Origin of the sequence: Hoeflea ulvae, from assembly GCF_026619435.1 — a bacterium.
Lineage (GTDB): Bacteria > Pseudomonadota > Alphaproteobacteria > Rhizobiales > Rhizobiaceae > Hoeflea > Hoeflea ulvae.
Genome location: NZ_JAOVZQ010000001.1, coordinates 2,697,252 through 2,710,455 on the forward strand (window position 1 = coordinate 2,697,252; position 13,204 = coordinate 2,710,455).

Consider the following 13,204-nt stretch of genomic DNA (forward strand, 5'->3'; position numbering starts at 1 on the left):
CATCCTCAGCTTTGGGCCTGAAAAATCATGCGTTCGGGCAACTTGACCATCTGCAATGCGAAATCACCCGGGCTCAGCGTGCCCTTGGAATAGGTTTTCAGCGGCAATTCTCCGGCCAGGCCGGGATTGGCGGCGAGCAGGCTGCGCATCTGCAGCAGGTCGATCGTTCCATTGCTCGCATTGATCGCCGGGCTGGCGTCCACCGCATCCGTGGCAGGGTCGGTGCCAAACTGCCCGCCGACATTGTTGCCGATCAGGTGCCGCACCCAGACCGGCGCCTTGTTCGCCCCGGCGCCATCCTCGATGCCGAAGGCCAGTCCCTCCTTGGGCTCGGCGATCTGCACCCAGGCGGGGATCTCGGGGAAAAGAACCAGCAGGATGTCCTTGTTCAGATGCGCCATTCGCAGCAGCGGGATCTGGCCCTTGCCCTCCGGCATGTCGCCGCTCGTGTCGACCGTGCGAAATCCCTTGACCTCGAGCCCCGGCCAGCCCGAAACGGCTGCCGAGCGCAACAGGAAGCCCGAGATCGGCTGGTCAAGCCGGCTGGGCGGCGTCACCATCTTGCCCATCACCTTTTGCCGCACCTGGTGCAGGATCGAATAGACCGCGTCGCGGATCACGTCGCGCATGATCGAGAAATAAAGCGTGTCGCGCGAGCTCTGGCCGGCGACCGACATGGCGCCGTCAATCAGCGCATGGATGATGTTGCGGTCGATGTAGAAAAAGCGGATCGATCCGGCCGGCAGCATTGATGCGGTGGGCACGAGGTTGTTGAACGGCATGTTTTCCAGCAGCGCCAGTTCGGCAAGCCATTCACAGATGTTCTGGAAACGGGTGTCGGTGAAGCTGCGGCTGTTGCGGTCCCAGCCGCCGAGATCCTGCAGCAGATGCTGCATGTCGGGATTTGTCAGCGATCCCTGCAATTCGGCGATCACGTCATCCGGATCGGAAACCTTGTCGGCGGTGAAGCCGGCCCAGAGGTCATCGGGCGGCGGGCTGGAAGCTGCCAGTCTGGGGGCAACCTTGCTGGCAAGGTCGCCCACCAGCCAAGCCATCAGCCCGTCGCTGACGACATCGGCTTCCAGCACGGCGCGGGCCTTGACCGCCACACCGCTCCTGTCCTGCATCAGCGCGTTCACGGCGGACGGCGTCAGCCGGTTGACCAGGATATTGGTCATCTGGTGGCCCTCGCGGCGCCATTGCAGCAGGTTGGAGCCGAAGGTGCGGTTGGACAGCGCCATCAGGCGCCCGGTCTGGAATGCGACGGCATAGGACTGGTCGAAAAGGCCCCAGTCGGGATTGTAGATCACCGAGGCCGAAGGCGAGTTCAGCGGCGGGGTGTCGTCGAACACCGGAGGCACCACCGGGCTCAGCGGTCCCCGGTAGAAGGCGAAGCTGTGTTCTCCCTGCCGGGTCTGGTAGGGCATCGGCAGATAGCCCAGCTCCAGCGTTTCCTGCGCTTTCGCGGCGGTGCCGTCGAGTGTCGCGCCGGGCTGCCTGTAGCGCGGGCGCAGCAGGTACTCGGTATTGTCCTCGGTGGTCATCAGGTCGCGCATCAATTCGGCAAAGGTTTCGCCGATGGCCGGCAGGCAGGTAAAGGTCCAGCTCACCAGCGAATTCAGCCGCACCATCTGTGCGCCGCCCCAGTCGGGCGAACCGGTCATCTTGTCGGCAAAGCCCTCGAAGCTCACCAGATGCGCAATCAGCCGGTTGGGCACGCGTCCCGGCGCCTGCGGAAAACGTTTTGCGATCAGCACAGAAAACCAGCCATTGGCCGGTTTCATGCCCTGCGGGGACTTGTCGCCGGTATCGACCTGGCGGACATGGGCGGAAAACTGCAATTCGTCGGTGCCGTTGGCGGGATCATAGACCGGCGTCACCATGGAAAAGACCGAGGTCGGAATGTCGATGATCTGGCACAAATCGGTGGTCTTGTCGAAATCGGGATTCAGCTCCAGCCCGGTATGTGCGATCGGCGTGCCGGAAGAATCATTGCCGGGATCAAGCAGATCGCCGACGGTGGCCGTCACCGCATTGGTGGTGGTGCCGATCTTGACGGTGGGTTCTGAGGTGTAGCCGCTTCCGGGCGCGGTGACGGTGATGCCGACAACCGCACCGCTGCTGTCGACGGTGGCCATGGCGCGCGCGCCCGTTCCGCCGCCGCCCTGAAAGCTGATATTGGGAGCGATCTCGTAGCCGGCGCCGGGACTGGTCAGCGTCACCGCGGAAACGCCGCCGCCCGACAGGCTCGCCGTGGCCGCCGCGCCGGTGCCGGCGCTGAGCAGGATGACCCCCATCCAGGGCGCGTTGGGATCGTCGGGATTGAGGAAGCGTTCCCAGGGCAGGGCGGGCTTCTTCAGCACGATATGGGGCAGTTGCTCCTCGAAACGGCCGGTATGGGTGGATGGCGGAAACTGGGCCTGCACCAGATTGCCGTCGATGCTGAAGCGCGGTCCGTTGACGTCGAATTTCTGGTTGGCGCTGTAGGTGTCATTGGTGGCGCCGGTCACTGTCTGCGACACGGTGATCGTGAAAGAGCCGTCATGCAGGCGCGGAACCAGATTGTCATAGAACTGGATTTGCCCGGGTTCGAGCGTTCCGGCTGTGACTTTGGGGCTTGTCATGGCGCTGTCTCTTTCTCCGGTCAGGCGGCCAGCGGGCTGCCGAGCATGGGTTCGTCGCGATAGGCCTGGTACGGATCAGCTGCCATTTCGGACATGTCGCCATTGCTGCCGGCAAAAACGCCGAGCTGGTCAAAGGCTGCGAAGAAATCGGCCCGTGCGGCTGCCGCCGGATCGCTGTTGATCTGCGCCAGGCTGGCAAAGGCATTGCCCGGAGCAGGGACCGCGCCCCGGGTCTGCGGCGTCTGGCTGAGCGGCAGCGTCGGGTAGGGCACCGGCACCACCGGCACATCGGTGAAGGCAGTGGCGATCTCGATGGTGGGCGGGCCTTCGGGCACATGCGGTTCGGGGACGATGTCGTTGAGCCCGACCACGCGTCCGGGCAACAGCGTTGCGCTGGCGGTGGGGGTGGCGCCAGGCGCCAGCGGTCTGCCCCAGATCGCCTCCGGAACATCCTGCTTGTCGATCACGCCTTCCCAGTCGGCGTCATGATCGCCGGTGATGGTGATGGTCAGCCCGGTGTCGAGATTGTCGACCCCCATCGGACGCGCCGCAACGAAATAGTCGTTCGCCACATCAAGCTCGACAGTGCCGTCATTCACCTTCACCGCCGTTGCCGGGATGGTGGTGGAGACCGAGAAGGCAAATTCCGACGGATTTACCACCCAGGTCTTGGTCTTGTCGGCCTCCTCGATGGTCGAGATGATGCCGGAATTGGAGAAGATCTGGCAAACCACCGCGCCGCTGGCCGGTGCCGCGTCGAGTGCGGCATGCATGTTCGACTGCACCGGAGCAGGGGCGCTGGAGGTGCTGTCGCCGCCGGGCAGCATCTGCTGGAAACCCTGCCAGTCGGTGACCGTCTTGACGGCGCCGTGATCGTCGCCGAAGCCGATGGTGAAGGAGCACACCCACAAATGAACGCGAACCTTGCCGCCGGTGGGCGGTCCCCACAGCGACAGGTCGGCGCCGACCTCGACCTTGATGGTGCCGTGGATGAACAGCAGGTGCACCGTCACCGAACAGCCGATTGACACGCCGATCGAGGCCTGGAAATAGAACGGCTTCCACGAGATCAGCATATCCGCATAGGCCGTGAACCAGGCCTTGATCGGGCCGGTGTGGAACAGCACCTGCAGGTCGCCGCCGGCCATCACGCAGGACGGGGTCAGGGCAAAATAGGCGCCGCCGCTGATCGACAGCACGTCCGAGACATTCCAGTTGAAGCCGACGCGCGGCACGTCGGGATACCAGTCCGGCTTGTCGAAGGCGGGATGATAGCCGCCGACGGTGACGACGAAATCGCCCGCATGGTCGGAAGGGTGGAACCAGGCGAAAAAGGCAAAGCCGCCGGTGAGCTTGCAGGCCGGGTCGATGACGAAGCTGGCGGGCGTCAGCATCGCCGAGGCCTTGAAGATCCCTTCGCTGGGCGCAAACAGGACCTCGAGCGCCAGCTGGACCTCGGCATAGGTGGGGCCGATCTGCGGCAGCTTGGCGGTCGACAGGCCGAGAATGAGGATCTCGAACTCGTTGCCGAATTCCACCGCCACCAGCGCGCTCGACTTGAGGATCTCGTAGGTGGTGAAGTTCACCCCGGCGGCCAGCCAGTAGCTGCCGCGCGAGGGGGGAACCGACGTCTTGATGGTGCCCAGCACCGTATCGAGATCGGGCGTCTGGCCCGGCTTGATGCCAAGCGCTGCCGGGTCGGACATCGCCTTGACCAGCGGAAAATCCTGCACCTGGTCCATCGGCGGCGGGATCAATTGCCGGTTATAGCCAAATCCGGCGGCAAGCCCGGTGACAAAGAAGGAAGGCAGCCCGCCCAGCGGGGCGTCAAGGAAGGCGAAGATGAACAGGCTGGTGCCGCCGCCGGGCAGGGTGGCGTAGCTGCCCAGTGCGCCAAGGCCGAACTTGCCGAATTTGAGCACCGCCTCGCCATCATACTCCAGCGTGTCGCCGCTGCCCGATTTGAGCAGGCCGCCGGCGATTTCAACACCGCCGCCCTCATAGGAGACGAGCAGTCCCTTGAGGTCGAGCGCATAATCGGACAGCGTGGTGGGATGGGCCAGCGGAATGCCGACCGACAATTCGTCGAGCACCACGGCCAGCCCGGCCAGCGCCACGCCGCCGTCGAACACCACGTCGAGCATGACGTCCTTCTGGTTCCAGCCCAGCCCGATCTTCTCGCAATCGAGCGGTCCGAGCTGCTTGTTGACCGGGAACCACACGATGTCGCCCGACTGGCCGTCCGGTGGCAGCAATTCGACGAACCAGCTTTCATCGGCCACCGCACCGCTGACATAGGCGCCTTCGAGCGAGAAATTGGGATTGATCGCGTCGGTCTTGCCAGTGGCCGCATCGCCGCCGGGCTGGCCCTCGTCGGTGGACCCCGAGGCCAGCAGGTTGGACGCCACATCATTGCCGTCCACCTGCGAGACGCTGCCGAAATTCGTGCCCAGCGGAATGGCCACGTCGTCGACGCGCGCGCCGAAACCGAACTGCCAGTCGGCGGGCTGGTTGAGATACATCCGCATTTCCGCCGCACCCAGCGACACGCCCTTGGTCTCGAACAACGGCGCATTGGCCGCACCTGTCAGATCGAAGCCGAGCGAGACCAGTTCGAAACTGGGGGCGAAACTGGCATTGGTGCCGTCATAATGCAGCGCAAACACCGACATGCCCGGCTTGAGCGGGCTTGCGCCGCCGATGATCTTGTTGACCCAGCCGTCGGCATCGCTGCCCTCGCCGGTAAACCAGGTCCCCATGCGCAGATGCAGTGTCGGCGACGTCGGGCCGCTGCCCAGCGCAATGGCGATGTCGGGAATCATCAGCCGCAGGCCGTAATCGCCTTCGGTGGTCGGATCCGTCGCCCCGTCGGGAGCGAGATAGGCCGCCCAGATGCCGCCTCCCTTCAGCGGCACCAGCGGCTTTTCATCATCCGCCAACGCGCCCAGCAGGGCAAAGGTGATGTTTTCGGCGGCCTGCAGCGGATTGGTGCTGATCAGTTTGAGCGCATCGGGATCGTAGTGGTAATATTTCTGCCCGGTGTCGCTGGTCGACAGGCCCATCATGTTGGCGGCCACCATCACATCGCCAATGGTGCGCGGCGATGATCCGATATATTTCGACAGCCAATAGGCCGCGCCCTGCACCAGCATTTCGCCGATGCGGTCGCCGGTGGTGGCCGCGTTCACGAAATCGGTGACAGTGTGATACGTGTTCAGCACGGTCTGGTCGTCGGAGAATTCGATCTTCAGCGAGAACAGGTCGTTGCCGCCGCCCAGGCAGAAATCCCCCTCGACGACGAAATTGGTAAACGGCACATCGCCGTCGGCCTGAAGCGGGGCGGACGAACTGATGTCGATGCCGACCTTGGCCGATTTGGCATTGTCGCCGAAAAGGGTGAATTTCGGCGTGCCGCCGTTGATCAGCTCGAACAGCGGGATATAGGCATAGAAATTGATCGTCAGATTGCCGATGGCGAACTGGTGCTCGTAGCCTGCGCCCAGGTTGCCGTCCTGCGGTTGCGCGGGCGGAAGTACCGCGTAAAAGCCGGTTTCGCCGCCGCTGGAGGAGGGGTTGGGGATGGCATACCACTCCGCGCCGGCAAACACCGGTTCGTTGACATCGGCCTTCGGCCCGAGAACGTAATGCAGCGTTTCGACCAGTGCCTCGACCCGCCCAGGTGCGGCCTCGAGCGCTGCGGCGGGGTTTTCGAACCACTCGATCTGCAGCGCTCCGGAAGCGTCGAGCAGACCGATCAGCTGCGCGATGGTGAAGGCCTCGGCGCCGATTTCCTCCTGGGTGATGGTGATCGTGTCGCTCATCGGGTGCTCCCCGCTGCCCTGGCTGGCTCAGACATTCTGGAACCTCAGATCAAAGAGTTTGTCGTAATACAGGCCCAGCGAGGTGACGACATTGTTGTCGAAATCCCACATGCCGGCGGCTTCGGATCGCTTTGTGGACACTGCCGAGCCGGTGGTGACACCGATCAGACAGGCACGGGTCGAAGGCGCGGTTGGCGCTTTGGGAAAGACGAACACGCCGCCGCCGCTGTCGCCCGAATTGGTGGAGTTGTTGCCGCCGTCACACTCGAGGATGAAACCATGTGTGTTCGGCAGGATCAGGTTGCCCGAGCCGCCGGGCACCTCGGAATAATAGGTGTCCACCTCCATCTGGCCGGTGGGGACACTCAGCTTGTATTGCAGTCTTTCATATTGGGCGCCGGCCTTTTCTCCTGTGGGCAGGGTGATTTTGTCACCGCTTGTGGCACTCTTGGGAAGCAGCTGCTCGGTCACCTTGCCGAACCCGGTCTGGGTGATCTGCATGTGTTCGCGATTGAGCGCCGGCACCAGACCCTGCCAGCGGGTGCGTGCGGAATATTGCGCAGTGAGAAGCTTCGTCAGCTGGTCCCGGGTGGCGCCTGCCTGGTAATCGCAATTGCCGGCGGTGCTGGCAAAGGTGTAAAGCGTGGGATCCTTGGACAGCAGGATCATCACGTCATAGGTCCAGGCAGTAGCCTCGTCGCTGGGCGATATTCCGCCGGTTCCCTTGACGATGCCGCTGCCGTCGGCGGTGGTCGTGCCGGTCAGATTGACCAGTTGAAACGCCGTGCCATCGGAGCTGGCGCTGTCCGGGATCTGGATCATCTTGGTGGCGACACCGATATTTTCCTCGAAGATCGGCACCACATGGTCGATCGCGGCGGACTGGGTCAGGTTGCTGCCAAAGGCATTCGTGCCGCTATTGGAATAAAAGATATTGATGGCCTTGAAACCGGCCACCAGGTCCTGCTCCCATTTGGCGGCGCCGTCCGCGACGGGAATCGTGCCGCCATTGCCTTGGACATAGAGCGAATGTTTGCTGGTCATGATCACGGTGAACTGGGTCGTGGTCGGCGTCCATTTGCCGCCGCTGTAACGGACCTCGATTCCTGTGCCCAGAATCGCGGCCGAGCCGGTAAATGTCGCCTGTCCGGCGGCGCCTCTGAGCATGACCGAGGCGTTCAGCGTCTTCTGTCCGACGGCGGTGATGTTCGGTCCCGTCAGAAAGCCGCGGGCTGCGGTGTAGTGATCACTGGTCAGTAGCATGTCATCTCCCGGCCGGGCGGCGGACCAAAAAACAACCGCGCCCAGGGCAGGTGCCCTGGGCGCGGTCCGGATCAGCTTGGGGTCTGGGTGGTCATGACATATTGCGCGACGACCACCAGCTTGTCATTGCCGCCGCCGGGGCCGAACGGATCATCGCCGCCGCCGCCGGAACTGACAATCTTGCCGACCTGCAAGGTCAGGGTCGGATGCGGCGGGGCGGTGGTGTCTGCGGCCGAATATTCGAAGGTCGCATGGGCCGTGAACCCGGTATCCACCGTCGCCTGGAACCCGACTTCCATATCGGACTGGGTGATCTGCGTGCTGCCGATACCCATCGGGTTGCCGCTGGCATCGTTCTGGTCGAACGAACAGGAAATGTGGTCGCCCACAACCCCGTCATTGATCATCAGCGTGAAGTTGAGCTTCTGCTCGGCGCCGTTGTCGAGAACCATCAGGCCGGTAAAGCTGTAGGTCGGCTTGGTCTCGGGCGGAGTCGGCACCGCCATCTGCAGCGCGGCAACACCGCCCTGCTCGGATTGCCACTGGTCAAATGGCTGCGGATGGATCGACTGCATGTAGTCGGCCACCGGATCGGGATTGTTCGGGTCAGACACCACGGCGATCAGGATATAGGGATTGCCGGACGATGGCGTGATCGGCGCCCAGACAAACGGGGTGCCGGTCACGGCGACGCCGTCCTCGTCCGCCGCCAGCGGTGACGAATTGGCGCCGCTGTCGGTGACCAGCTGCTGCCAGCTGGACGGATCCGAAAGCTTGGTCTTGTAGGCCCAGTACAAGGTGGCGCTGCCCACCACCTGGCGGCTGGCATAGTTCTTTCCGCGCACGTAGATGTGGTTGGTCTTGCCGTAGTTGAGATCCTCGCCAACATATTTGGTGTAGCTCTGGCCGAAGGCGACTTGCGGGTTCTTGGCTTCGGTCAGGCCCGAATTGATGATGTCGGGCGAACTGGTGTCGTCAACCTCGCTGCGGGGCAGGGTGTTGATCTGATCCAGCTGATCACGAAGGAAAATGCCTAGATACGGTGTCATTTGGGGTATCCCTTTCGACATGAATTTGATGGAGTCCGGGCCGGTGGCGCGCCCGATGGTTCAGCGCGGGCGGCTATGATTCTCCCGATGCAACAAAAACCGCCTGCATGGTGATACTCATCCCGGGAAGGGCCGGATAACCGTTGGACCGATACTGGTAGATGACTTCCGAATCGTAGTTCGCGTTCACCCTGGTCGTCAGCCCGGCAGTAAACTGAGGGACCATGTCGCCGTTCTTTCCGCCCGCAGGTGGCGGCAATTTGGTCCAGGGCAAAACGATGGGGTTCACGAACCCCGACCCGCCCGTGTTGGGTTCGGTGAACTGAAAGGCGACCTCGGAGCCTGCAGGCAGATCGCCGCAGAGCAGACTGAATTGCATTGTCGCGACCGTGTCGGCTCCCACGAATTTGGTCTTGGCCGTATAGGTGTCGGGAGCATCGCTGCCGGCCAGGGCGTCGGCGTCTATCGCGCCCGGCATCGTAAGGTTTGGTAAGCCAGCTTTGCCTGTCATTTGGGTTGTCCCTTTCGACGTGAAATTGATGGAGACCGGGGCATCTGCGCGCCGTCAGTCGTGATCAGGCAATTGGGTGGTGTGGCTGCCGATGATCGCCGCTGTGACATTGCCGTTGTCGGGCGGATCGAATGGGTCGCCCCCGTCAACATCGGCGTAGAATTTCAGTCCCTGGGACAGCCTGTTTTCACGCGGGCGGAAAATCATCGTGCTTTCGGGAACGTAGCTGGCGAGGGTCAAAGGATGGGCGGCCAGCGCATCCTTGCCGTTGGAGACGACCAGGGCCTGCATGGTGATGTTGAAGCCCGGCGGCGTCTTGTAGCCGTTGGACCTGTACTGGTAGTAGAAACCGGAGGTGTAATTGGCGATCACCTGAGTCTGCATGCCCGCGGAAAAGGACGCGACCGTATCGCCGTCCTTGCCGCCTGCAGGCGGCGGGACCTTGGTCCAGGGCAGGGCGATGGGGTCGAACCCGGCGCCACCATCATTGGGCGCGGCGCAGCTGAAGGCGACTTCGGAGCCGGCGGGCAGGTTGGTGCAAAGCAGGGTGAAATGCACCTTCGTGACCGGGCCGGCATTTGTGTAGTTGGTCATGGTCGAGAAATCGGGGGAACCGGTGGTGACGGTTGCGACGTTGCGCCAGCCGGTGCCGCCATTGGCGGCAATCCAGGCCCCCAGCCCGTCGGAGCTGACAATCGACATTGCGCTGTCGCGCATGGTGACGATCTCCGAGTTCGTGCCGGTCATGGTGATCAGGCAATAATGCGTACCCGAAGCGGGCGGCTGCGGATTGAGCCAGATGAAGGGGTCGGGGGTGACGCAGATCGCGCCGGTCGCAGCGCTCATCGGGACATAGTTGGTTCCGACCGATGCCTTGTCGGGGGTGATCATGTATTGATTGGTCATCCACTGCTGCGGCCACAGGATCAGGTTTGACGGCGAATACCACAGATAGGTCTGGGCGCCGTCGACCGCGGCGGTGCCGGTGTTCTTGCCGCGCACATAGATATAGTTGACACTGTTGGCCTGAATATTCTGACCGGGGTCCTTGTTGTAGCTGGTGGCGCTGCCCGAAGCGGATCCGAAGGTGCTTTGCGGGTCCTGAACCGATGTCTGGCCCCAAGGGATGATGTCCGGACAACCGCTGAACGGTCCGCCGCGCGGTATCGAGCCTGTGTCGGAACCATTGGCTCGGATGAGAATGCCATTATAGGTATCGGCCATGCGAAGTCTCCCTCAATGCGTGTTGAAAGCGTCACTCAAAGGGGGTTGTTCACACATGTGTTCAGCGGGCGAACTTCAAAATCCTACAATAAATGTTCAGCTGGTATGAAACCCCATGGATCTTATTATTTGTGTCCCCAACCTGCCAAGTAATCGTCGAAAAATCAAGAGGACAAAATTTGAATTAATTTATATGTTATGAACAAACAAAATTCGGAATCCTTTAATGGGAAGCTTAGTTGCGAAACCTGTTGATTCTTTATTGGATTGAGGGTGATGCTTAGATATCTATTGATTGTGGCTCCGGTAAACGGTGACACGAGGTCGAGCCCCTGTCGCAACGGGGCGCGCTGCGGCGGATCGCACCGCTCGCCGATTCCGCATATATCCCGCCGCAGAAATTACGCCCGGCATGGTGAAAACCGGCGCAAATTGGCGCCTGGCGCCCCGGCGCTGTTGCCGAACGCGCCGCGAGGTGCATTGATCGCTGCCGGGCGGCAACGTCCTAATGCCCTGCGCACCGAAAGGGGCACGAGGGACGCAACGTCACGCAGTTACCGGACCGGGGCATTTGCCGCTCCATTCCGAGGGGGAACCATCATGATCAGGCACACAGTGGCATTCCGGCTCAAGCACCCGGCAGGATCGGAGCTCGAACGCCTGTTCCTCGCCGATGGCCGGCGCATCCTCGGCGCAATTGCCGGCGTGCGGAACTTCGAAGCCCTTCAGCAGGTCTCCGCCAAGAACGATTTCGGCTACGGATTTTCGATGGAGTTTGACGGGCAGGCCGAATACCAGGCCTATAACGACCATCCCGAGCATGTTGCCTTCGTCCGCGATCGCTGGATCCCCGAGGTCGAGGATTTTTTGGAAATCGATTACGTGCCCTTGCCGGATTGATTGCCCGGCGCGCTTCGTCCCGAACAAAGCCAAAGTTTGGCGACGTGCGGTCACCACCCGGCGGCAGCGGCGTCTGGTTGCCGGATATAGCCTTCCTGCCAGCCAGGTGACGGCGCGAGGGCTATGGAGTGCTTGTGCACGTTCACCGCGCCAATAGATGGTTACTGCAAGACGATATGTTTGGCCGGAGCAAACGGGGCAGGACGAAACTGTCGCGATGCTGTCATAGAGTTTGAACGATACTGTACCGAGGATGCTGCAGGGGACGGGTAGCGCAGTCGCATGGTGCATTGTTTTGTGATTGCACGATAGCGGGTTCATTCACTGAACAGGCCCGCAATCCGATGGCGATGTGGCATGAGGATTGCTTCGATCAGGCAGCACAGGAGCCTGATTGGCCTGATGCCGCCGGAAATGCTAAGCAGTCCAGGGAAAGACTGGTGCCTGGTCACGGTAAGTAACAGATGGGGACTTTTAGCAAAGCAGGTGAGCGCCAATTTATTGTTCTCCTGCCACACGAATATTCGATCTATTTGAGGACGAGTTGATAGGGACTTGCAATGATTGATATCGGGGATCTTTCTGATGCCCTTGCTGCGGCCGCCGGGGACGCGACGTCATGGACTGGCGTCTGCGAGGCGGCCAGCGACCTGCTTGGCGGCAACGGTTCCATCTTCCTGCCCGCCGGTCATATGAAAACCTCCCAACGACTGGTCTGTTCGACAAATCTTGAGGGCTTTCGCGACGACTGGCTCTCTCTGGAGGACCCGAGAAAGCATCTCGCCGACGAAATTCACTACACCACGCGCGACCCCGATCCCGAGATATCGTTTCGTCTCGTCGCAAGGTCCCACTCAGGCAGCTCGGACACAGCCGTCGAAAGCCTGTTCGGTGCGCATGATTTTACGCACCAGCTTATGGTTCGGTTTCGCTTCCAGGAGGAAGAGTGGTGTCTTCTGGTGCGATTGCTCCCCGAACGCATGGACAGCATCAGGGAAAATGAAGCCCTGCTGCAGGCGATGAGGCTGGCGATCCAGGATGGGGCCGACAGGGCGGTCAAGGCTCATGACGATCAAATTGCCGTCTGGAGAACACTTGTCCGTGCCAACAACGCGATCATGCTGCCGGTTACGCTGGACGGCAGTTGCCAAATCCTCGATCAGGATGATGCCGGCTTCATCGAGGATCTCGGCTTGCTGGACGAGGACACATTCGCTCTTCCCCTGGAAAGGGACAGGATGCGTCTGATCCGCCGGGTCGGGGCGATGATGAGCGATGACACTCTTTCTCCCCTGGCGATCCTGTCGAAGACGGGAAAGGGCGATCTGGTTGCCACCGATGTTGTCCGCTTTCCGCTGTCATGCCGGCATTTCTTTTCCGCACCCTTCGGCGCGGTTGTTGTGCGCAAATGCAGCATTGACGAGTCGGCGGTGCCGCGGACGCTGGCGCAGGAATACAATCTGTCTCCATCCGAAATCCGCATCGCTCTGGGAATTGAAGCCGGGTTGTCACCGACCATGATCGCGGACCGCAACGACATTGCTCCCAGTACGGCACGTCAGCAGCTCAAGTCGATATACCGCAAGACCGGGACGGGCAGCCAAATATCCCTGGTTGCACTCATGAAGAAGATCGAAGCCGAATACGGCGAATAGAAACCATATCCCGGGCAGTCAGGCGCGTGTCCGGCCGATTTGACCCCGGGTTGCTGCGCGACCCGGTGCCGACCGGTGGGTCGGTGAGGCAATGGAAGTGTGCCGTTCTGACCATCTGCACATAAATTGTCAACAAGATGCTGCATTTTTACTAAAA

General features: G+C 61.6%; 8 protein-coding genes. 2 read left to right on the forward strand and 6 right to left on the reverse strand.

Going from position 1 to position 13,204, the window contains the following annotated elements; genetic code table 11:
* Positions 1 to 5: 5 nt before the first annotated feature.
* From OEG82_RS12810 to OEG82_RS12835, 6 genes are all read right to left on the reverse strand, one after another.
* Positions 6 to 2,624: a hypothetical protein gene (locus OEG82_RS12810; RefSeq protein ID WP_267612814.1), complete on the reverse strand. Its 2,619-nt coding sequence runs from the start codon at positions 2,622 to 2,624 to the stop codon at positions 6 to 8.
* 20 nt (positions 2,625 to 2,644) lie between these two features.
* Positions 2,645 to 6,445, reverse strand: coding sequence for a DUF6603 domain-containing protein (locus OEG82_RS12815; protein WP_267612815.1), 3,801 nt, complete (start codon positions 6,443 to 6,445; stop codon positions 2,645 to 2,647).
* 27 nt (positions 6,446 to 6,472) lie between these two features.
* Positions 6,473 to 7,708 carry a hypothetical protein gene (locus tag OEG82_RS12820; protein ID WP_267612816.1) on the reverse strand — a complete coding sequence of 412 codons (1,236 nt, stop codon included), beginning with the start codon at positions 7,706 to 7,708 and terminating at the stop codon, positions 6,473 to 6,475.
* 71 nt (positions 7,709 to 7,779) lie between these two features.
* Complete coding sequence (locus OEG82_RS12825; RefSeq protein ID WP_267612817.1) at positions 7,780 to 8,757, reverse strand: hypothetical protein; 978 nt, start codon at positions 8,755 to 8,757, stop codon at positions 7,780 to 7,782.
* A gap of 73 nt (positions 8,758 to 8,830) precedes the next feature.
* On the reverse strand, positions 8,831 to 9,268 hold the full coding sequence (locus OEG82_RS12830; RefSeq protein ID WP_267612818.1) for a hypothetical protein: 438 nt from the start codon (positions 9,266 to 9,268) through the stop codon (positions 8,831 to 8,833).
* A 54-nt stretch (positions 9,269 to 9,322) separates the two neighbouring features.
* Positions 9,323 to 10,492 carry a hypothetical protein gene (locus tag OEG82_RS12835; RefSeq protein WP_267612819.1) on the reverse strand — a complete coding sequence of 390 codons (1,170 nt, stop codon included), beginning with the start codon at positions 10,490 to 10,492 and terminating at the stop codon, positions 9,323 to 9,325.
* Between the two features lie 600 nt (positions 10,493 to 11,092).
* Between OEG82_RS12835 and OEG82_RS12840 the strand changes: the two genes are divergently transcribed.
* Entirely contained in the window at positions 11,093 to 11,392 is a 300-nt protein-coding gene (locus OEG82_RS12840; protein ID WP_267612820.1) for a Dabb family protein, read from the forward strand.
* Between the two features lie 560 nt (positions 11,393 to 11,952).
* Positions 11,953 to 13,047, forward strand: a complete 1,095-nt coding sequence (locus tag OEG82_RS12845) for a helix-turn-helix transcriptional regulator (RefSeq protein WP_267612821.1) — start codon at positions 11,953 to 11,955, stop codon at positions 13,045 to 13,047.
* Positions 13,048 to 13,204 lie beyond the last annotated feature (157 nt).

What these genes read in the sequence shown, in the direction of transcription:
- OEG82_RS12810 (WP_267612814.1), bottom strand. Translation starts at nt 2,624, where the DNA reads ATGACAAGCCCCAAAGTCACAGCCGGAACGCTCGAACCCGGGCAAATC.
- OEG82_RS12815 (WP_267612815.1), bottom strand. Translation starts at nt 6,445, where the DNA reads ATGAGCGACACGATCACCATCACCCAGGAGGAAATCGGCGCCGAGGCC.
- OEG82_RS12820 (WP_267612816.1), bottom strand. Translation starts at nt 7,708, where the DNA reads ATGCTACTGACCAGTGATCACTACACCGCAGCCCGCGGCTTTCTGACG.
- OEG82_RS12825 (WP_267612817.1), bottom strand. Translation starts at nt 8,757, where the DNA reads ATGACACCGTATCTAGGCATTTTCCTTCGTGATCAGCTGGATCAGATC.
- OEG82_RS12830 (WP_267612818.1), bottom strand. Translation starts at nt 9,268, where the DNA reads ATGACAGGCAAAGCTGGCTTACCAAACCTTACGATGCCGGGCGCGATA.
- OEG82_RS12835 (WP_267612819.1), bottom strand. Translation starts at nt 10,492, where the DNA reads ATGGCCGATACCTATAATGGCATTCTCATCCGAGCCAATGGTTCCGAC.
- OEG82_RS12840 (WP_267612820.1), top strand. Translation starts at nt 11,093, where the DNA reads ATGATCAGGCACACAGTGGCATTCCGGCTCAAGCACCCGGCAGGATCG.
- OEG82_RS12845 (WP_267612821.1), top strand. Translation starts at nt 11,953, where the DNA reads ATGATTGATATCGGGGATCTTTCTGATGCCCTTGCTGCGGCCGCCGGG.